Raw genomic sequence first — 21,430 nt, forward strand, 5'->3', positions numbered from 1 at the left:
TTAACGGCATTATTTCAAGCAACAGTTCCTATGGACGTTTCTCCCATCAAGGCTGTGCAAGCCCCCTACTACGGCGATAACTTCTACCGCACGCCGCCACCAGATTTGCCCTCTCTACTATTAAAGGAGCGAATTGTCTACCTGGGAACTCCCCTATTTGCAGAGGTGACAAAACTCATCATTGCCGAACTGCTGTATTTGCAGTCTGAAGACCCAGATAAGCCTATTAAAATTTACATTAATTCTACGGGTACTTCCGATGGTAGTTCCGGTCAAATGGCACGGCTATTTGGTTTTGAAACCGAAGCTTTCGCCATCTATGACACGATGAAGTACATTAAGCCCCCTATCCATACTATCTGTATCGGTAAAGCAGTCGGTATGGCAGCGGTACTTCTGAGTGCTGGTACTAAAGGTTGTCGTGCTAGTTTGGCCCATTCCAGCATTGTCTTACACCAGCCCAGAAGCTATGCCCAAGGACAAGCAACGGATATTCAGATCCAGGCTAAAGAGGTCATCACAAATAAAGAGGCAATGGTAGACATTCTTTCACGTAACACGGGACAACCCAAAGAAAAAATCGTGAAGGATATGGATCGCCACTTTTATATGACTCCCCAGCAAGCTGTGGAATATGGGTTGATAGACCGAGTTTTTGAAAAATCCGAAATCACTACCACCCCAGCAACAACTGCTGGAATTCTCTAAATAGTCTAAATAGTTGTTTGTTCTTCCCAATCAACCACCAACAACTAACCAATTTTGCGGTTTGTTCTTCCCAATCAACCACCAACCACCAACAACTAACCAATTAATATTGACAAACGGAGTAAAATATGCCGATTGGCTATCCAAGTGTCCCCTACAGATTGCCGGGTGAACAATTCACGCAGTGGATTCACATTTACAGTCGTCTTGCCCGCGATCGCATCATCTTTTTAGGGGAAGAAATTGATGATAAACTCGCCAATGAGATTATCGCCATCATGTTATATCTGGATTCCGAAGATCCAGGCAAAGATATTTATTTATATATAAATTCTCCTGGTGGTGCGATCGACTCTGGCTTGGCAGTTTACGACACTATGCAACACATTAAATCTGATGTGGTGACAATTTGCGTAGGTTTAGCTGCTTCCATGGGTTCTTTTCTCCTGGCAGGTGGTACAAAAGGCAAACGCCTAGCTTTACCCCACTCCCGGATCATGATTCACCAACCCTTGCTTCCTGGTGGTATGCGCGGACAAGCAAGTGATATTGAAATTGAAGCTAGAGAAATTCTGCGTATCCGTCGGCAGATGAACGAAATTTACGCTCAAAATACTGGTCAACCGATAGAGAAAATCGAAAAAGACTCCGAAAGAGACTTTTTCATGTCCGCTGCGGAAGCAAAAGAATATGGCTTAATCGACAAAGTGATTGAGGAACGCCCGAATTAGGGACTAGGGACACGGGAAGGAGGACAAGGAGAATTAGTTACTATACTATTCTCCCCATCTCCCCACCTCCCCATCTCCCCTTCCCTAAAAATGGCAATTTGGTCTTTATGATTGGGTACTTCCAGGATTAAGCTATATGCTGATAGCTGATACTAATGCTTCTTGTAGATCACGATGGATCTTGGAGATTGCTACCGTTTATTGGGTTTAAGGTCGGGTGCTTCTTTTGCTGACATTAAAGCGTCTTATCGACGATTGGCGCAGCAGTATCATCCCGATATCAATCCAGATGACAACAAAGCCAAAGATAAGTTTATTGCCTTGACTGAGGCATACAGGTTACTATTGCAGGTGGTAAATCCACAGGAAATAGCGCCCCAGCCCACTCAGACAGCAACTGTAACTCGCCCAGAACCTACTGTTACAGAAAAGCCGAAAACCACACCAAAAACTAAACCGACGCCACAACCGCCTCAAGTGTCGGAAAAAGAACAACAATTGAAGTGGCAAACTTACGAACAATTGCAAATATTTTTGAAACAAAGAAGGTTTCCGCAAGCGATCGCCTTAGCAGAAGCTTTAGCTGCACGTTTACCAGAAGATGCAGAAGTACGTCAATGGCAAGCGATCGCTTATCAAATTTGGGGAAGGGTGTTAATCAAAGAAAATCAGCCACTCAAAGCCAAAATATATTTGAAAAAAGCCCTCAAAACAGACCCCCACAATAAAGCTTTGTGGAATGAGGTGCAGCGTGATTTCCAAAAATTAGAGTAGATTTTTTGAGGTTTCCTTCACCTTCGCCAAAGCATCTTCAGCAGCAGCCTTCTCTGCATCTTTTTTGCTGCGTCCCCTACCTACTCCATAAACTTTTTCACCCACAAATACCTTAGCAACGAACTCAGGCGCGTGTGAATAACCCCCTACCTGTTCTGTCACATACTTAGGTGGAGTAGGGGTAATGTTCTTTTGCACCCATTCTTGAAAGCGATTTTTCGAGTCAACACTAGCACGAATTTCAACAATATTTTCTGGTACAGCATCAAACAGTGGTTCTACAACTTTCCGAATCGCCTCGATGTCAGAATTATTATCTAAATAGTAAGCACCAACTACCGCTTCAAAGGTACTACTGAGTAAATTCGGATTTTGAAAACCGCCATCGAGAATTGCACCTTTACCTAACCGCATTCGTAAATCTAAACCTACCTCGATCGCAAACTTGGCTAGTTGCTTCTCATCTACTAACGCTGATCGCCGCCTAGTTAATTCATCTTCTCCCTTTTCAGGATAACGGCGATAAAGATACTCACCACTGAGGAAATTGAGTAAAGCGTCACCAAGAAATTCCAAGCGTTCGTTGTGTTCGCCCTGTGTTGGGTTTTCATGGACGTAGGAACGATGGGTTAAGGCGCAGCGTAGAAGTTTATCATTGTTAAATATGAGTAGTTTGTGCATTTTTATGGTTTATCTTGTTGCGAAAATTGATTGTTGGGAAAAAATTATCAAAAGTCCCTTTTTTGAAGGACATTTAGGGGGAGGGAAAATAGCTTGGATGTTACAAAGAAGCTTTTTCAGATAAACTATTAACTCAAAAACTATTTCAGGCAGCCAATTCATCTAATTCTATTAAAAACAACTCCTGATTTTGCCTTCGGACTTTACCATCTTTCACCGCAGCATCAATAAAACAACTAAAGCTTTTAAATTTTTTGCCATCTGGTGTACGGATAGAAGAAATTCCGTGATAGTTCTTGCAAAACTGGCGCATTAAATTGTCAATATAGCTAAATCTTGCACATTTTCCTTGACTTGAAGCTCTTTTTATAGCTTCTATCAACAAATCTAAAGCTTCGTTGTAATTAACACAAACATCAACAGAATTTATCTCAGTCTGATTTGTATTGACAGGTAATTCACATAAATCATCTACAAAAAAAGTTTCGTCAGCAAGTTCTTTCAATTGCTTTTTTAAATTACCTTTTCTAGCTATAACGATAACTTTTTTGCCCAATTGTCTTAAAACAGAAACAGAATTAGCAAAATCCCCATCTCCTGAAACAAGGATGACTATATTTGGTGATTGATGTTTATGAACATCATCAATTAGATCAGATTTGATCTGATTGTCTGCACTGTTCTTTAAAACGCAAGGTACATCAATACAACTAAAGCCTAAATTTTGTAAGTTTTTCTTCTCGGCAGCCTGGTGTAAAACAAGTGAATTATAGTAGACTTTTTTATCAACAATCTGTCCTTGAGATTTGACAAAAGCCAGCAATAAATTCACTAGCTCTTGATTTAAAAAAACATTCTGCAAATCCCAGTAAATAGATACTAAAATTTCTTGCTGTTTTTGTTGTGTTTTCAACATGAAACTGTCTCCAGTTTTATATTTTTAATAGACAGTATTCATAAATCACACCCTAGCAGCATGTAGACTTACACCAGGAATTCATACCTAATAAGTACTTTCCTTTTGTAAAGCTCTTTATTCCAAAGATTATTGGTTTCAGTCTCAGAAATAAAATTATTAGTTTCCTGTAAAACATCAAGTCAACCAACTCGATAAACATTCATGGATATCAGTCGTAATGCTGACAATCAATTTGATGATTTGACCTCACATCAAGCCGAATGCTCAGCGAACGGGTTGACCGGAAATTTTGCAGGAAACAAACAATGTTACTACTGAGACAGCAACCAAAACTTGCTTTTTGGAGTTTATGATTATTTTTCTGTCTCTATTTAAAAATAAAACACAGCCAATGCTGGATGTCAAGAGATTTACCCATAAATCATAGCAAATTTATCAGTTAGCTTTAAGATATAACTCTATCGAAAAGGAGATCCAATATGAACCAGACAGCAAGCGATGCTCCGAAGGAGCCGCTACGCGAACGCGTGCACTGGACTACCACAGACATAGACCTCCTACCAGCTTGATGAGTCTTTGCATGTCGTGATTGAGTCTTTAAGTCTCCTGCGCGAGTATTTATAACTTCGTGAATGAGTATTTTTCGCCCGTGCGTGAGTATTAAAACGCAGAGGGACGCAAAGGTAGGCGTAGAGGAAGGCGGAGCTTTTGGCCCTCATCGCCCCAATTACTTCCACAATTATTCTAATCTCCCCACCTCCCCACCTCCCCCACATGTCTCAGATTTGGTAAGCTAAAAACCTAGATAAACTATTATAAAAACTATGCCTGCGCCTACTATCACTCCTACAACTACCACCTTTCCCTTGGCCGCTGTTGTCGGTCAAGAAGCTATCAAACTAGCTTTACTCTTAGCAGCAGTCGATCCGGGGTTGGGGGGAGTAGCGATCGCAGGTCGTCGCGGTACGGCAAAATCTGTTATGGCGCGTGCGATCCACGCCCTACTACCACCCATTGAAGTTGTCAAAGGTTCAATTAGCAATTGCGACCCCAATCACCCAGAAGAATGGGATGATAAATTACTGGCAGAGTACCCCTCCCTCACCCTCCCAGTTGACGGGATAGAAACCGAAGTTATTCCTGCACCCTTCGTCCAAATTCCTCTGGGAGTTACAGAAGACAGACTCATCGGTTCTGTGGATGTGGAACAATCTGTGAAAAAAGGGGAAACGGTTTTTCAACCAGGACTACTCGCCGCCGCTCACCGAGGCGTCTTGTATGTCGATGAAATCAATTTATTAGATGACCAAATTAGCAACCAACTTTTAACAGTATTATCCGAGGGACGCAACCAAATTGAGCGGGAAGGTATAAGTTTTCAACATCCCTGTAAACCATTATTTATTGCCACTTACAACCCAGAAGAAGGGGCGTTACGAGAACATTTACTCGATAGAATTGCCATTGTTCTTTCTGCTGATGGTGTCTTAGGTTTAGATCAAAGAGTGCAAGCAGTCGAAGTTGCGATCGCCTACTCCAAATCTCCCCAAGAATTTCTCCAGCAATACAGCGAAGATATCGACGCCCTTAAAACCCAAATTATCTTTGCGCGGGAATGGCTAAAAGATGTCTGCATTACCCACGACCAAATCACCTACTTGGTAGAAGAAGCGATTCGCGGCGGTGTCCAGGGACATCGGGCGGAATTATTCGCTGTCCGTGTCGCCAAAGCCTCAGCAGCGTTGGATGGACGCACTCAAGTTAATGCTGATGATTTGCGTCGCGCAGTGGAATTAGTCATAGTCCCACGCGCAACTCAGATCCAGACGCCCCCACCCGACCAACAGCAGCCCCCACCACCGCCACCGCCACCCCAAGACGAACAAGAACCCGACGACGAAAATCAAGAACAAGAAGAAGAGGAAGATAACGAAGAACAACAAGAACCCCCCAGCATTCCCGAAGAATTTATCTTTGACCCGGAAGGAGTTGTTCTTGATCAAAGTGTGCTTTATTTTGCTCAGATGGCACAGCGACACGGTAAATCTGGTAGTCGTAGCTTAATCTTCTCGGAAGACCGGGGACGTTACATTAAACCAATGCTACCCAAAGGCAAAGTCCGTCGCATTGCTGTAGATGCCACAATGAGAGCCGCAGCACCGTATCAAAAAGCACGACGCGCTCATCATCAAGGAGATACACAAAAGCGGGTATATATTGAACAAGGTGATATTCGTTCCAAGCGCTTGGCTCGCAAAGCCGGAGCATTGGTAATATTCATCGTCGATGCTTCTGGTTCGATGGCATTAAATCGAATGCAATCTGCCAAAGGTGCGGTGATGCAACTATTGACAGAAGCATACCAAAATCGTGATCAAGTAGCCTTAATTCCTTTCCGGGGAGAGCAAGCAGAAGTATTATTACCACCGACACGTTCGATCGCCTTAGCCCGAAACCGCCTGGAAAGATTACCCTGTGGTGGCGGTTCCCCGCTAGCACATGGTTTGACGCAAGCCGTCCGCGTCGGCTTGAATGCCCAAATGAGTGGAGATATTGGGCAAGTCGTACTCGTGGCAATTACTGATGGGCGAGGTAACATTCCTTTATCGCGTTCTTTGGGCGAACCGCAAGAACCGGGAGAAAAGCCAGATATCAAAGCCGAATTGTTGGATATTGCTGCGAGAATCCGCGCTTTAGGAATGCAATTGTTGGTGATTGATACCGAAAGTAAATTTGTTTCCACTGGCTTTGCTAAAGAAATAGCCAAAACAGCGGGAGGTAAATATTATCACTTGCCCAAAGCTACAGATAAAGCGATCGCAGCCATGACTAAAGGAGCGATCGCCGATATTAGAAAGTAGTAAACTGCTTTTCTTTGTGTCTTGGTGTCTTAGTGGTTCAATTTTTTACACCACCAAGGCACAAAGTCACCAAGTAGGAAATCTAAAAACTAAAGTTCACAGCAATAAGCCCAAACTCCTATCCAAGTTAGCTTTCAGCTAACTTAGGGTTTTTGCCCTAAATTTATTTGAGGGTGAGATTATGGGCTACTTTTTTATCCATCAATTTAAAGTTGATAAACAGCTACCTTGGTCTTCCTAAAGTAGTTACATACAAAACTGCTTCTTCCGCAGGAATACCTAAAACATCATTTACTAAGTCATCAAAGAAACCACCAATACCGCTAACGCCTAAGCCGAGGCGAATGGCTGCTAAATTGAGTCTTTGTCCTAAATGACCAGCATCCATATGTAAGTAACGATAAACGCGATCGCCATACTGGGCAATGGCTGCTTTGAGATCGGCTGTATGAAATAATACCACTGCTGCATCTCGTCCTAAATCTTGTCCTAAACAGAGGAAGTGTAACTCACGCCGGAAATTTTTGAAGCGAATTTGACGTAATTCTTGTGCTTTGGGTGCGTAATAATAACAACCAGACTCTAGTCCATTAACTCCAGAAACAGCAATAAATGTTTCAATTAAATTGAGATCAAAGTAGTCTGGAGAAATATCAAAGCCTTGGTCGATATAATTTTGAGGTTGGTAAGTAAAATCGAGTAAGGCTTTTAATTCGTCAAATGTTAAATCTTCACCCGTATAAGCACGAGTAGAACGACGCTTGAGAATCGTACTTTCTAAATCTATTAGCTTTTCACCCCAGTTCACTGGTGCTGTTACAGTAGAAATTTTTTGACAAAAAGGAAAATTGTATTTATCCTCTAATGATTTTTCTTGCTTAACCTCAGGTAAATTGAGCTTACCAGCAGTTCCTGGTTGGATTTGGGTTGCTTGATGGAAATATTTTAGTAACTCGCCATCGGGAATTTTAGGATAATTAGTTTCTGTAGCAGAAGGTAAAGCAGTTCGCCATGTTGGTAAGTTCTGCTGAATATCTAGCATATCTGCTAAAGGCAGAACTGCGATCGCTCCTTCTTGTAGAGAATCAATATAAAGCAACTCGTTTACCGCCTCATCCACAAAGCCACCAATTAAGTGAGGACGATAGTCAGTAATATTACCAGCTAACTCGATATTACCTAATAAATGTCCTGTGTCTAAAAAAATACGACGGTATGCCCTATCCTCATAGCGCCATGCAGAACGATAAAAAACCGCAGTAATAATAATTGCCAGTTGAGTACTCTCTAAAGCAGGATGCCACAAACAAGCTTCTTGCAAAGCTTGCCAAACGTCACTGTCCCAAAAATGCATCAAGGAATGGCTCCGACACTGATAGTTATACAGTCCTGGAGGTAACAACGATGTACCACGAGAAACTACATACACTTCCGCCGGATATAACCCACCAGCACTAGGCGCAGCACGGAGATATACTGCGCTTCCCATTGAAGGTATTCTCGCAGTTAATCCATAACTGCAAAACAAAAGCTGTGATAATCTTTGCCACCATTGTGCTTGTGGATTATTGGTAAAAGCTTCTGGCTGATTTTGAATATAGGGCTTAAGGTCAAAGGTAGAACCTATTTTATACTCTTTAAACGGCACTGGTTGCTTTGCCCAATCTAAACCCCTACTTTTAAAAGCAATAGTTTGAGGCTCATACTTAGTACGTTCGTGGTAGTGCTGAGCAATAGAAGATTGGCGTAGTTCTGGCATAAGAATTGAAATATGTTTCTGCTACAATCTTGGCATTTCTGAGTACTCACATTTCGTTATAAATTGTACAAACCTATTACTAGTCTTTGAAGTTTTTGTATGATTGGCATGAATAACACATGATCTTTACAAACATAAAATTTTTAATGTCAAAATTGAAACAAGCTTTTCTTCCAAGAATTTAACATGAATGTATGTATCACTTAAATTAAGTATCAAGCTAATTGATTGTGTAGAATAGGAAATTATATACCTTATTTTTGGTATACGCAGTTCATGACGGCTACTTATTTTTTAATCAATTTATTAATTTTATTTTGCATTTTGTCTCGTAATGCTTGTGCTTGTTGATAACTTGCTGCACGTTTATTAACTGAACTATTTTTATCATTTTGTTGTAGATGAGTTGTTTCTAAAGGTTGAATAAAGTAACGTAAATGACTTTTAGCTGCCCAAACACCCATAGATGGAAACAGAATGAATGCCAACATCAAAGGCGATAAAGGTAAAAATGGTAATTTGAATAATCTCTGTAGTTTTTGCAGGTTAGTAGACCAAGGATGCAGATTTTCATTGCCAATACAAATAACAGGTAAAATCGGAATTTGCAAATGTTGGCTCAATTGTATAAAACTCACATCAAATTTTTCTAATTTATAACGTTTTTGCCAGCCTTTTCTTGGCCCGCGTAAGCCTTCTGGTGCATATAAAAGAATTGTTTGATCTTGCAAAGCTGTGGTAAATTCATTTAGCTCCGCTCTCACACCACCCAAAACTGTTGACCATCCAGGCGGCAACCACCAAATCATCCAATCATGATCAAATAGAGATATACCAGCTAAAGTTTTTAAGATCCATCCTCGCTCTTTACCTAATAAATAACACAAGGATAAAAAATCCCAAGGAAAACACATTCCTGCATGATTCATGGCTACCAGAATTGGTTTTGTATTTGGTAAGTTTTCTAATTGATATAATTCACCACGAAAATAATGTTCAACGATAGGAGCCAAGATTTCCTGGCTAAAAAGCTGTTGATAATTAGGATCAAATTCACTAACTTCTTGTCGTGGTGTTCGACATCCAAGACGCAACCAACGAATAAATATTGCTAAATAGAAACCACCAGGAATTAAAAATAAGATGTATTCTAGCCAATTCCAACCATCAGGATCGCAATGGTAATGCTGCCAATGGCGATTAAATAAAATTAGCCAACCGGGAGGATACCATAAGCAAAACCAGTCAAACCAACTAAATGTATATCTATTACTAGAAGGAGTTTCAATTGATGAGTTAATTATATTTTCTTGATTTTGATTAATCACAGTTAACAATAAACTGAAAATTGTACTGATTTAGTATATTAAGTTTTAAACTTTGTTAATTACATCTTTCTTGAGACATAAAACAAAAAGTTTGTAGTGGGTATTTAAGCATTGACTACAAACTTTAAATAATTATTATTTTTTTGTTTTTAGCTGATTTCTGCGAGCAATTTTACTACTCGTTCTTTGACTTGATCGCGGACACGGCGAAAGGTTTCGATTGTTCCTCCTTCTGGGTCTTCTAATTGCCAGTCTTCAAATACTTCTCTAATCACCCACTCCTCCGGCAAATTCACTCCACAGCCACACAAAGAAATCACAACATCGTAATCTTCTGGATTAAAATCACTGAGAGGTTTAGAAGTTTGATTACTAATATCAATGCCAATTTCTGACATGACTTGCACTGTCATTGGATCGACATGAGAACCTTCTAAACCTGAGCTTGTGACTGAAACTTTTTCTTGCCCTAATGTACGAGTAAATCCTTCTGCCATTTGGGAGCGACGAGAATTTTTTTTGCAAACAAACATTATTTTTTTCATGGTTTTATTGATTGTTAATTGTTGATCATTGGTATATTTGAAACTCTTAACAATGACAAATGACGACCCCCTACTAATTAGCTTTATTTGTGCGGACTTACTTACTGGTGAAAACTTTTATGAACTGCAATGAGAGTTCATCTCCAAAGTATTATTTGCTAAGCTGATAACTTCTTTGGCGGCTTTTTCCTTGCGTTCGCTGTAGCGGTCTGTGAGGTAATCTACTTTGTCACGTAATAGCAGGGTGAATTTATAGAGTTCTTCCATCACATCTACTACGCGATCGCGATAAGATGAATCTTTCATCGTGCCATCTTCGTTAAACTCTTGGTAAGCTTTAGCAACAGAAGACTGGTTCGGAATTGTAAACATCCGCAGCGCCTCGTGGTTTAAAGCTTTTAGCAATCCAAAATCCTAAATCTAAAATCCAAAATGGTATAGCTTCCCCAGTAAATTCTCAATTAAAAGGATTAATACAACGTGGATCTGGCAATGTTGCTTTTTCTGGTTCTCGTGGAAACCAACCTGCGGTGCGCTTACAAAACTCAACCAGCATCAACATCACCGGTACTTCGATTAAAACTCCTACCACTGTGGCAAGTGCAGCACCTGAGTTTAAACCAAATAGCATAACAGCAGTAGCAATGGCTACTTCAAAATGATTACTAGCCCCAATTAATGCAGCAGGTGCAGCATCTTCATAAGATAAATTCATTTTCAAAGCCGCTACATAACCAATTAGGAAAATGAAATTTGTTTGGATAAATAAAGGTACGGCTATTAACAAGATGTGCAAGGGATTGTTAACTATTAATTCTCCCTTGAAGGCAAACAGCAATACTAAAGTCAGTAGTAGGGCGGTAATGGCAACTGGAGTGAGATACTTTAAAAATTTTCGTTCAAACCACTCTCTACCTTTATATTTTAAAATCCAGTAACGGCTGTACATTCCCGCTACTAACGGTAAGCCTACATAAATCACCACTGACAATACAATTGTTTGCCAAGGTACTGTTAAATCATTTGCTGCTAGTAACCATCTACCCAACGGTGCATACAAAAACAACATTGCGAGGGAATTCACCGCCACCATCACTAGCGTATGTCCCTGATTACCGTAGGAAAGATATCCCCACATCAGCACCATCGCAGTACAAGGGGCAATTCCTAATAAAATTGTGCCAGCAATGTAGGAATTCGCTAATGTTACTTCACTACCACGAATGATCTCAGTCCCTGCTATCAAAGGACGAAATAACCATCCTAAGAAAAACTGGGCAAATGCCACCATTGTAAATGGCTTAATTAACCAGTTCACTACTAAGGTGAGAATAACAGGTTTGGGCGCACGGATGGCATTAGCAGCTTGGGTGAAGTCTATCTTCACCATGATGGGGTACATCATGAAAAATAAACAAACTGCAATGGGAATGGATACTTGATACACACTCATTGCATCTAGTGCGATCGCAATCCCCGGAAATAATCTACCCAGAGCAATTCCTGCCAAAATACACAAAACTACCCAAACTGTGAGGTATTTTTCAAAAAAACTGAGATTACTCCCTGCTTGCACACGCACTGTACTAGCTTGCGAACGATTTGTTCCCATCAGTATCACTCTCCAATAAAGTGCTAATTCTTAAAACTTGGCTTGTTTTCTTAACAACTCCCCAATGCTGAGGTTCATCTCTGCTTCCCCTTCAGAAACTGTTCCTACCTTGCCTCTGGTAAAGTGAACTTTATCGGAGAAGTTGGCGCAGATGTATTGAATTTTGTCGTGCAACTAGTAGCCAATACCAACATCCCAAGCGCGATCGCTAATTTCTCTCCTGTCGCGCTCATGTTTCACCTCGTAGCTTCTTGTGATAGTTATACTTCCTATCATTTCAAAAAAAGTTGATTTATCAATGATAACTAGACTACATTTTACAAAATATATCAATTTTTATTGATATGTTTTGCAGAAAAATTATCAAACACAGGCAGTCCCAATGAAAAAACTTCACGAGAACTGCCTCGAACTCGGACACAGGGATGTCCGATTTTCCCCTGTTCCCTACTTACAAGCAAACGTTGCAGAATCTTTCAGAACAGTATAGACTTCCCACTCATCACCATCTGGATCTGTAACCCAAATTTTATCTTGCAAGGCATAGCAGCAAGTTGTGTTGTTTTCAGACCTGACCGTCAGATTGGCTTGCTGCAAGCGATCGCTTGCTTGTTCAACCTGTGCTGATGACTCCACTTCAATTCCCAAATGGTTCAATTTGCCAGTAGCTGAAGGATTTTCAAACAACACTAATTTTAAAGGTGGTTCAGCAATTGCAAAGTTAGCGTACCCTGGACGGCGCTTTGCTGGTTCCGTTCCAAATAGTTTGCTGTAGAAATCCACAGCTGTATCAATGTTACTCACATTTAGCGCTAGTTGCAGACGAGGCATAATTCAGTAACTCCTTATATTGATTTGCGTCAATATTTATCTATATCAATATACTATTCATGTATATTGATATATGTCAATATAAAAAGTATGAAGTTATCTAAACCTGTCATATCCTGTTGCTCTCCCTTGCTTACTGGTCGTCTCACTCCTGATGAGGCGATGCATCTAGCCTCAATTTTCCGTATCTTGGGCGAACCTGTCCGGTTACAAATGCTGAATTTGATAGCAGCACAGCCAAATCGAGAGGTTTGTGCTTGTGAGTTAGCTTCCCCGTTAGGAATTTCGCAACCGACAGTGAGTCATCACCTCAAAGTCATGTATGAGGCGGGTTTACTGGCAAAAGAGCGACGCCGGAATTTGATCTACTACCGGATTTTGCCAGAGAAGCTAACAGTGTTGCGGGAGGCACTATCTTAACAGAAAAAACAAGGCAGTCCCGATGAAAAAATTTCACCGCCAGGCATGAAAAAACCTCACCCCCTTCCCCTCTCCGCGAGCTCGGAGAGGGGTGTCCTCTCTTGACGGGGTGAGGTTACTTTCAAGGAGGCAGAAGGCAAGAGAGTTTGACTTGTTTTTTCATTTGTAACGGGTGGTACGCTCTGCCTGTGGGGTTCTAATCTGGGTTCCCTACGAGAATAAAACTTGACAGAATACTATTTGGCAAGTCAAATTGGCTGGATAAACCAATTTCTAGTTTTATCCTCTCCTTCTCTTCCTCTGCGGTTTTTTATTTAACTCCTCAAAGTTAGGTCAACAGACCCCTAAGATTGGTCTTAACAACGACGTGCTGGCAATATCTGCTGCAAACGACTGTAATTTGCTAAATACTCTTCTAACACAGCGAACTGAGGCAAATTGAGACTGTAATAAATCCAACGTCCTTCCTGACGAGAGAGGACTAAATCTGCTTCCTTGAGAGTCTTGAGGTGAAAGGATAGCTTGGATTGACTTACCCCCAAAGCATCGCACAAATCACATACACACAGTTCACGATTTCGTAGCAATTCCAACACCTTTATCCGCAATGGTTCGGATAAAGCATGAAAGCCAGAAATAATCGTATTAGGGATAGCAGAGGGGGTTTGCATTAATCACAAGCAGGTTATAGGTATGCCTTTTCTATTTTGAACTAGAAACGACAGCCTCGGCTTGATAACGGATATTAGCTTGTTGGAATCTGCGTAAGACTTCACCTAAGCGATCGCAATCTGCAATTAAACTAATTCGCACGTACCCTTCACCACCACTACCAAAAGCATTACCAGGAGTGACAACTACACCAGTTTGTTGTAAAATCCACAAGGCAAAGTCTGTGGAACTCATTCCCTCAGAACAAGGAACCCACAAATACATCGTTGCTTTGGTTTTAGGGATATTCCAACCTAATTCTGTCAAACCTTGAATGAGAAAATCACGGCGGGTACGGTAGCGAGTTTGAACTTCTTGTAAATAAGAATCTGGTAGTTGTAAAGCAGTTTCGGCAGCTGCTTGCAAGGCTGCGAAAATACCGTAATCCAGGTTAGTTTTCAGTGTCCGCAAACCTTGAATGACATGGCGATTGCCCACCACAAACCCCACACGCCAACCCGCCATATTGTAGGTTTTAGACATAGTGTGGAACTCCACGCCAATATCTTTCGCACCAGAAATTTCTAACAAGCTGGTTGGTTGGTAACCATCAAAAGCTAACTCGGCATAACACAAATCATGTACCAAAAGAATTTCGTATTTTCTGGCAAAGGCAACGATTTCTTCAAAAAATTCGCGAGGTGCAGTTGCGGCGGTGGGGTTGCTGGGGTAATTAAAATAAAGTATTTTTGCCTGTTGAGCAACAGTGTCAGGAATTGCTGTCAAATCTATTAACCAATCATTTTCTGGTTTGAGAACCAAACTGTGGACATTTCCCCCAGCAATCACCGGGCCCCGAAAATGAACCGGATAGGAGGGTGAAGGTACTAATACCACATCACCGGGATTGATGTATGCCAATGCCAAATGCGCTAATCCTTCCTTGGAACCCAGTAGTGGTAAAGCTTCGCTGTCTGAATCTAAAACAACTCCATAACGACGTTGATACCAACTAGTGATCGCACGGCGGAAACTTGCAGTCCCTTCAAAAGGAGGATAGCCGTGATTACTGGGATTATGCAAAGCAGTGACAGCAGCTTCTATAACTGGCTGCGGTGTTGCGCCATCTGGGTTGCCCATGCCCAAATCAATTAAATCCAGCCCTTGTTCCCGCGCTTTATTTTTGAGTTCATCCAAACGGGCAAATGGATAGGCTGGTAATTTTTGTATGCGTTCGGCTGGGGCGATCCAATGCAAGTTCATTGATGTAGTTCCGATGCAGTTAATTGATTAGTTAGTGGTTGTTGGTTGTTGGTGGTTAGTGGTTAGTGGTTAGTGGTTAATGGTTAGTGGTTAAGGGTTATTTACTACTCCTCATACTCCTAATACTTCCCCATCTGCCAATCTCCCCATCCCCCATCTCCCCGATCCCCAATTCAGTGTTCAACTTGTTCATTCATTTCTCTCGTTGAGACACGATGAATAGAGTCTTTGTTATCTACTGGTGCAGTGGTAGAAACCATTGCCGCCATCAATTGCTCCAATGTGACTTTGAACGGCAGCCTATGAATGTCAGAATTGGGAGCGAGGGCAATTTCTGCGGCTTTTTGCAACTCGCCCAAAGTGACACAATCCAAGCCTAGATCACTGAATGTCTGCGGCAGTCCAATTTCGCCATAAAATTTTAATAATTGTTGCCGTGCTGCTGCTGCTAGTTGATTGCCTTGGATCATTTCTTCTAAACGCAGTTGCACTAAAATACCATAAGCAACTTTTTCACCGTGAATACTGCCACTTTTGCAAATATGCGTTAAACCATTGTGTACAGCATGAGCGGCGACAGTGCGACATTGAGCGCCACCGACACCACCAATCACCCCAGCTAATAAAACAGTGGCGTCTACGACTTGCTGCCAAACTTCGCTTCCGGGTTGTTGGAGAGCAGCAGCAGACTTTTGCAAGAGGATATCTCGCAATACCCGTGCTTGTTGCACAGCGGCAATAATTAAAGTTTGGTCTGAGTTTCCACTACTAACTGAAGCTTCATACCACTTTGCGATCGCATCTCCAATACCCGCTACTAGAGTGCGTTGTGGTGCAGTCAGAATCAAATCATAATCAAGAATCAATAAATCAGGACAGCGATCCAACGCCACATCATATAAAAAAGCCCCCTGTTCAGAATATACGTTGGACAGGGCAGTCCAAGCGGCACAGGTAGCTGCTGAAGTTGGAATTGTTACCACTGGTAAATGTAACTGATGCGCGAGCAATTTTGCTGTATCCAGCGCTTTTCCGCCACCTATGCCGATAATTACATCAGCTTGATGTTCCTTTGCAGCTTTTCTTAAAGATTTTAAGCTCGCTTCGCTACAGTCTGGAGTATACTCAGCAAGGGCAAATTGTAACTGCTGATGTTCTAACAGTGGTTGCAGATGGGACTGGATGGCTTTTTGGGTGTGATTCCCAGTTACAATCAATGGACGATGACCTAGGCGGGTAATTTCGTTGGATACCTGTGTCAAGATTTGAGAGCCACGAATCACTTTTGCTGGCGCTACCGTTAGCAGCATTAACAAAGCAGGAGTTTGAGTAGACAACTTTTCTGAAAAATGAATAGGCATATAACTAATGAATTAACAGTAACATTTCTAGATATTTTGGAAAACTTTTAAATATAAAACACTGCTCATAATCTTTCAAACTGCCTACTACCGTAAAGGCAGGTTTTACAACCTGCCCTAATTAAAAGTTTTGTAGCAGTTTTGGTGGGTAGATTAATATCTTAACCAAATAATAATCAATTATGTATTATAAGACACAAAAAAATACCATTTTTAAAGAAGATTCAGCACCGCCTTGGGTAGACAGTTTGATAGAGGGTATTAGTACCCCACTTGAGTGATGCAAGTTGATGCTTAAAAAATTACACTGTAATAAACACCGCTCCCAAGGAGTAGGAACATGCAATTGACAAGTGATAGCGGCAACAGCATACCAAACATATTACAGCCCAAGCTAAATAAACCAGAGTTACAATTAGGTTCCAATGGTGCAGCGGTGGAGGAGCTACAAAAACTTTTAACTAATTTAAATATTTACACTGGTAAAATTGACGGCATTTTTGAAGAAAATACACAAGAAAGCGTCAAACAATTTCAGCGCCGAGTTTTTTTGCCAGAAAATGGCATTGTTGACGATAATACTTGGCAAGCATTATACACAGGTAGACCAGTGAATTTACCGGAATTGAAAAAAGGCAGCCGGGGAGAATTAGTGAAGAAGGTGCAACGTATTCTGAAATCTACTCAAGACTATATAGGCTACGTTGACGGTGAGTTTGGAGAAATTACAGAGTCAGCCGTGCAAAGCTGGCAAGTACGTAATAATCTCCCTGACACCGGCATTATTGATGAAGCTACTTGGCGAACTTTAAGCCAAATTCCACAATAGATAGTGGTTGGTTGTTGGTTGTTGGTTGTTAGTGGTTATTGGTTTATTAACCCATCTCCCTTATCTGCCCATCTTATGATCAGGTATTAGATTTTGGCAGTTGGGCAAATTTATCCTGGTAAATGTCGATTGCCATTTGGGGATCTTCACGACTAGCAAGCGATCGCTTGATTTGACCTAAATAAAGTGGTATTGACACTCCTGGTTCCGGATGTATGATTGTACGGGCGCGAATAGTCAACTGATTATCACCAGGTCTCCCTAAGCGACCATAAGAGTATAAATCACTGGCTGCTTGACGTAAAGTAGCTTCTAATTGCGTGGGACTAATCTGAGGGGGGATAGCAATTACAGTTTGTGTTGAACCATTATCGTACACCAAATTGTACCGTACTGCTCCCGGAATGACTGTGCGTGTTAAAGGTGCTAGGGAAAGAGAAAATAAACCAACTGTCAGCACCAGCATAAAGCCTGTTGTACCCACTAGCCGAAAGCGCAGGCCCCATTTAAAAATAAAACCCAAAACTGTCAAAGCAGCAAAGACCAAGGTGGCAATACCTGACCATTGGGCGTATTGGATAAAATCAGCTTGTGAGAACATAGATATAACTTCAAAAACTAAGGTAGGAAATCTAAAAGCCTACTAGTTACACCCAGAAATTCTACACAATTTCTGGGTGTTACGTTTGCAGTGAAGTGGAATCGGGAGTGTGGAAGTGTGGGAGTGTGGGGAGAAAATGACTATTGACCATTGACTATTAACTATTGACTATGAACAGGTTGCATCTTTATCGACAGCAGTTTCCAGCTTTAGAGAATAAAACTTATTTTAACTACGGTGGTCAAGGCCCGATGCCCCAAGTGGCAATGGATGCGATTACTCAAGCTCAAGTTCATATACAGGAAATCGGGCCTTTTGGTACTGAGGTAGGTAGTTGGATTGATGAGGAAACAAAAGCTATTAAAGTGGCGATCGCTGCTGAGTTACATGTGCCTCCCGCAACCATTACAATTACTGAGAATGTCACCGTTGGTTGCAATATTGCTATGTGGGGTATCGACTGGAACCCAGGAGATCACTTGTTATTAACAGATTGTGAACATCCAGGTATTGTGGCTATAGCGCAAGAAATCGGACGCAGATTCGCAGTTGAAGTTACCATTTGTCCTTTGATGGCAACGTTAAATCAGGGTGATCCAGTAGCAGTTATTGACCAACACTTACGCTCAAATACCCGTTTGCTAGTTTTAAGTCATATCCTCTGGAATACTGGTCAAGTTTTACCACTTGACAAAATATCCAAATTATGCATAGATAATCAAACTAGACTTTTAGTAGACGCTGCCCAGTCTGTTGGTTCATTGCCATTAAATTTAACTGAATTAGAGGTAGATTTTTATGCATTCACTGGTCACAAGTGGTTATGCGGGCCTGGCGGTGTGGGCGGTTTATACGTGCGACCAGAAGTGAGAGATAGTTTAAAACCCACATTTATCGGTTGGCGTAGCATTATCACAGACAGTCAAGGTCAGCCTGTAGATTGGCATTCAGACGGAAAACGTTATGAAGTTGCTACTTCTAACTATCCGCTTTACGCAGGGTTGAAGCAAGCGATCGCTATTCATCAGCAATGGGGAACAGCAGAGGAACGCTATCAGCAAATTTGTAATCACAGCGAATATCTATGGCGACGCTTAGGAGCGCTACCCAATATTATTCCTTTGCGCACTTCACCTCCTGAGAGTGGTTTAGTCTCGTTTCAACTAACGCAAAAGACTCCCCAAGCCCATCGACAATTAGTAGAGTTCTTACAATCAAGAAAAATATTCACTCGCACAATTGCTGACCCCAGTTGTGTACGTGCTTGCGTCCACTACTTTACACTTGAGTTGGAAATCGACCAACTAATTGAAGGAATTGAGGAATGGTTAGTGGTTAGTGGTTAGTGGTTAGTGGTTGTTGGTTAGTGCGTAGAGACGCGATTAATCGCGTCTGTACAATAGTGGTTATTTACTACTCCACCCTTACGGGAAGCCGCTACCGCGTCTACACACCCCTCACACTCCTCACACCCCTCACACCCCTCACACCCCTCACACTCCTCACACCCCTCATACTCCCCCTACCTCCCTTGTCCCAGATCCCCAATCCCCAATCTTCGATGAAACGTCCAATTTTATACATAGCAATTACCAATCACGGTTTTGGTCATGCGACTCGCTGCGCAGCGGTTGCAGCCACTATCCAAAAGTTATGTCCAGACATCTTACTAATTATTGTGTCAACTGCTCCACGGTGGTTACTAGAGTCTTACATTGAAGGTGATTTTATTCATCGTCCCCGTGGATTTGATGTAGGTGTGGTGCAAAAAGATAGCTTGGCTATGGATAAAGCAACGACATTAGAAAAGTTGCTAGAGATTAAAAAGAATCAAAACTCTATTATTGCTTCGGAAGTCAACTTTATTCGCCAAAATCGTGTGCAGTTAATTCTGGCAGATATTCCCTTTTTAGCGACAAAATTTGCCAAAGCTGCTGGTGTTCCCTGCTGGATGATGAGTAATTTCGGCTTTGATTTTATTTATCGGAGTTGGGGTGAGATCTTTAGTGAGGTTGCTGATTGGATTAGTGATTGCTATGGTCAGTGCGATCGCTTATTTCGTCTTCCTTTTTATGAACCAATGGAAGCATTCAGCAATATTACTGATGTTGGTTTAACAGGTGGCTCTCCCCATTACTCTGACGAGCAAATTCGAGCTATTTGGGGGATTACTGCACCTAAAGAAAAAACTATCTTACTTACTTTTGGTGGTTTGGGTTTACAACAAATTCCTTATAAGCATCTGCAAAAATTTCCAGACTGGCAATTTATTACCTTTGACCAATCTGCTCCAGACTTGCCCAATATCATAAAAATTAACGATCATAAATACCGCCCTGTGGATTTTATGCCTATTTGTGGGCGAGTTGTTTCTAAGCCTGGTTTCAGTACTTTTGCAGAAGCCACTCGCTTAGGTGTACCGATTGTATCTATTACCCGTGATGATTTTGCAGAAGCAGCTTTTCTGTTAGCAGGAATTTCTCAGTACAATCAGCATCAAATCCTGACGCCATCAGAATTTTTTGATGGTAATTGGGATTTCTTACTGCAACCACTGCAACAACCACTTTCTTCAGAACCCATTGCAAAGGATGGTAATGAAGCAATTGCCCATGAGGTTTTAAGTTTTTTGGTGGTTGATGGTTAATTGTTGATGGTTAGTAACCAATTACCCATTACCCATTACCAATTACCCATTACCAATTACCCATTACCCATTACCCATTACCAATTACCCATTACCAATTACCAATTACCCATTACCAATTACCCATTACCCATTACCAATTACCCATTACCCATTACCCATTACCAATTAATATTAAAAATCCTCCGCTCTTACAGGGCAGAGGAGTTTTATTCGTAGATGTCCCTGATGAATCTGTTGATGCCAAAAGTGAGCATAATCACTCACTAATTACCCCCAGTTTAACTAGCGGGCAACAACAGAACAACCGTAATTTCCACTATTATGTAACAATGCGCAGATACTCAATAAGTAATTACCGTATTCATGTCTAGTTTCTAAAAGTCTTTAATCAGAACTTGAGGAAAATTATGAATGATAAATTAGAGTTAGCAGATTATTGTTCCTCTAGTACAAGCCGAGAATTCATAATTTCAAATGGCTCACTACCAAAAGTTGCTGAGAATTTCCACCACCGGCAAATCTTTGCACAACATCACCGCGAAAATTGAAGCTATAGTCGCAGAGTCAGGAGTTGAAACAGGACTTTGCACTTTGTTTTTGCGCCATACTTCTGCCAGTTTGCTGATTCAAGAAAACGCTGATCCAGATGTACTTAGAGATTTAGCAAATTTTATGGCAAAACTTGTGCCAGAATCAGCTCAGTATATTCACGATACTGAAGGTCCAGACGATATGCCAGCACATATACGTACCGCCCTTACTCACACATCAGAAACCATCCCCATTAACCGAGGACACTTAGTTTTAGGAACTTGGCAAGGGATTTACATTTGGGAACATCGCCAACATAGTCACAATAGGGAATTAGTAGTTCATATTTCTGGGTAGCTAAGTGATTGGGGAGGT

General features: G+C 41.4%; 20 protein-coding genes and 2 pseudogenes. 9 read left to right on the forward strand and 13 right to left on the reverse strand.

The window, feature by feature from the left end; translation table 11 throughout:
• The first annotated feature begins 30 nt into the window (after positions 1-30).
• The 3 genes from UYK_RS0102890 (at position 31) to UYK_RS0102900 (ending at position 2,213) form a co-directional block, all read left to right on the forward strand.
• Positions 31-708, forward strand: a complete 678-nt coding sequence (locus tag UYK_RS0102890) for an ATP-dependent Clp protease proteolytic subunit (protein ID WP_009457780.1) — start codon at positions 31-33, stop codon at positions 706-708.
• A 128-nt stretch (positions 709-836) separates the two neighbouring features.
• Positions 837-1,439: an ATP-dependent Clp protease proteolytic subunit gene (locus UYK_RS0102895; RefSeq protein WP_009457778.1), complete on the forward strand. Its 603-nt coding sequence runs from the start codon at positions 837-839 to the stop codon at positions 1,437-1,439.
• Between the two features lie 174 nt (positions 1,440-1,613).
• Positions 1,614-2,213 (forward strand): J domain-containing protein, encoded by a 600-nt coding sequence (locus UYK_RS0102900; RefSeq protein WP_009457775.1) that lies wholly within the window; start codon positions 1,614-1,616, stop codon positions 2,211-2,213.
• On the opposite strand, the gene rnc is transcribed toward UYK_RS0102900, so the two are convergent.
• On the reverse strand, positions 2,205-2,894 hold the full coding sequence (gene rnc, locus UYK_RS0102905) for a ribonuclease III (protein WP_009457773.1): 690 nt from the start codon (positions 2,892-2,894) through the stop codon (positions 2,205-2,207). The genes UYK_RS0102900 and rnc overlap by 9 nt on opposite strands.
• Positions 2,895-3,039: 145 nt before the next feature.
• On the reverse strand, positions 3,040-3,810 hold the full coding sequence (locus UYK_RS0102910) for an NYN domain-containing protein (protein ID WP_016870875.1): 771 nt from the start codon (positions 3,808-3,810) through the stop codon (positions 3,040-3,042).
• Between the two features lie 827 nt (positions 3,811-4,637).
• Here UYK_RS0102910 and bchD point away from each other — a divergent pair.
• Entirely contained in the window at positions 4,638-6,674 is a 2,037-nt protein-coding gene (gene bchD, locus UYK_RS0102915; protein ID WP_009457764.1) for a magnesium chelatase ATPase subunit D, read from the forward strand.
• A 223-nt stretch (positions 6,675-6,897) separates the two neighbouring features.
• On the opposite strand, the gene UYK_RS0102920 is transcribed toward bchD, so the two are convergent.
• The 7 genes and pseudogenes from UYK_RS0102920 to UYK_RS0102945 form a co-directional block, all read right to left on the reverse strand.
• The gene (locus tag UYK_RS0102920) at positions 6,898-8,433 is read right to left on the reverse strand and encodes a SagB/ThcOx family dehydrogenase (protein ID WP_009457763.1); all 1,536 of its coding nucleotides are present in this window, start codon (positions 8,431-8,433) and stop codon (positions 6,898-6,900) included.
• 287 nt (positions 8,434-8,720) lie between these two features.
• On the reverse strand, positions 8,721-9,761 hold the full coding sequence (locus UYK_RS0102925) for a 1-acyl-sn-glycerol-3-phosphate acyltransferase (protein WP_009457762.1): 1,041 nt from the start codon (positions 9,759-9,761) through the stop codon (positions 8,721-8,723).
• Positions 9,762-9,910: 149 nt separating this feature from the next.
• On the reverse strand, positions 9,911-10,306 hold the full coding sequence (gene arsC / locus UYK_RS0102930; RefSeq protein WP_026086342.1) for an arsenate reductase, glutathione/glutaredoxin type: 396 nt from the start codon (positions 10,304-10,306) through the stop codon (positions 9,911-9,913).
• 117 nt (positions 10,307-10,423) lie between these two features.
• Positions 10,424-10,684, reverse strand: a pseudogene (locus UYK_RS0102935) (arsenical resistance protein ArsH); the annotation flags it as partial.
• A gap of 79 nt (positions 10,685-10,763) precedes the next feature.
• On the reverse strand, positions 10,764-11,918 hold the full coding sequence (gene arsB / locus UYK_RS0102940) for an ACR3 family arsenite efflux transporter (protein ID WP_009457759.1): 1,155 nt from the start codon (positions 11,916-11,918) through the stop codon (positions 10,764-10,766).
• A 30-nt stretch (positions 11,919-11,948) separates the two neighbouring features.
• Positions 11,949-12,053: pseudogene (locus UYK_RS27105) on the reverse strand (ABC transporter substrate-binding protein); the annotation flags it as partial.
• Positions 12,054-12,365: 312 nt separating this feature from the next.
• Positions 12,366-12,749, reverse strand: a complete 384-nt coding sequence (locus UYK_RS0102945; RefSeq protein WP_009457758.1) for an ArsI/CadI family heavy metal resistance metalloenzyme — start codon at positions 12,747-12,749, stop codon at positions 12,366-12,368.
• A 90-nt stretch (positions 12,750-12,839) separates the two neighbouring features.
• Here UYK_RS0102945 and UYK_RS0102950 point away from each other — a divergent pair, with 90 nt between their 5' ends.
• Complete coding sequence (locus UYK_RS0102950) at positions 12,840-13,169, forward strand: ArsR/SmtB family transcription factor (RefSeq protein WP_009457757.1); 330 nt, start codon at positions 12,840-12,842, stop codon at positions 13,167-13,169.
• Positions 13,170-13,525: 356 nt separating this feature from the next.
• Here UYK_RS0102950 and UYK_RS0102955 read toward each other — a convergent pair whose 3' ends face one another.
• The 3 genes from UYK_RS0102955 to UYK_RS0102965 form a co-directional block, all read right to left on the reverse strand.
• Positions 13,526-13,840, reverse strand: coding sequence for an ArsR/SmtB family transcription factor (locus UYK_RS0102955; protein ID WP_009457755.1), 315 nt, complete (start codon positions 13,838-13,840; stop codon positions 13,526-13,528).
• A gap of 31 nt (positions 13,841-13,871) precedes the next feature.
• A complete protein-coding gene (locus UYK_RS0102960) occupies positions 13,872-15,083 on the reverse strand; it encodes an aspartate aminotransferase (protein WP_009457753.1) in 1,212 nt (403 codons plus the stop codon).
• Positions 15,084-15,256: 173 nt separating this feature from the next.
• Entirely contained in the window at positions 15,257-16,444 is a 1,188-nt protein-coding gene (locus tag UYK_RS0102965; RefSeq protein WP_009457751.1) for an iron-containing alcohol dehydrogenase family protein, read from the reverse strand.
• Positions 16,445-16,784: 340 nt separating this feature from the next.
• Between UYK_RS0102965 and UYK_RS0102970 the strand changes: the two genes are divergently transcribed.
• A complete protein-coding gene (locus tag UYK_RS0102970) occupies positions 16,785-17,273 on the forward strand; it encodes a peptidoglycan-binding domain-containing protein (protein WP_009457749.1) in 489 nt (162 codons plus the stop codon).
• Positions 17,274-17,352: 79 nt separating this feature from the next.
• Here UYK_RS0102970 and UYK_RS0102975 read toward each other — a convergent pair whose 3' ends face one another.
• Positions 17,353-17,874, reverse strand: coding sequence for a Ycf51 family protein (locus UYK_RS0102975; protein WP_009457747.1), 522 nt, complete (start codon positions 17,872-17,874; stop codon positions 17,353-17,355).
• Between the two features lie 170 nt (positions 17,875-18,044).
• Here UYK_RS0102975 and UYK_RS0102980 point away from each other — a divergent pair, with 170 nt between their 5' ends.
• The 3 genes from UYK_RS0102980 (at position 18,045) to UYK_RS0102995 (ending at position 21,412) form a co-directional block, all read left to right on the forward strand.
• Positions 18,045-19,220, forward strand: coding sequence for an aminotransferase class V-fold PLP-dependent enzyme (locus UYK_RS0102980; RefSeq protein ID WP_016870876.1), 1,176 nt, complete (start codon positions 18,045-18,047; stop codon positions 19,218-19,220).
• Positions 19,221-19,435: 215 nt separating this feature from the next.
• A complete protein-coding gene (locus UYK_RS0102985) occupies positions 19,436-20,521 on the forward strand; it encodes a hypothetical protein (protein WP_009457743.1) in 1,086 nt (361 codons plus the stop codon).
• Between the two features lie 477 nt (positions 20,522-20,998).
• The gene (locus UYK_RS0102995; protein WP_009457741.1) at positions 20,999-21,412 is read left to right on the forward strand and encodes a secondary thiamine-phosphate synthase enzyme YjbQ; all 414 of its coding nucleotides are present in this window, start codon (positions 20,999-21,001) and stop codon (positions 21,410-21,412) included.
• Positions 21,413-21,430: the final 18 nt, after the last annotated feature.

The sequence above is a fragment of the Fischerella thermalis PCC 7521 genome (assembly GCF_000317225.1).
Lineage (GTDB): Bacteria > Cyanobacteriota > Cyanobacteriia > Cyanobacteriales > Nostocaceae > Fischerella > Fischerella thermalis.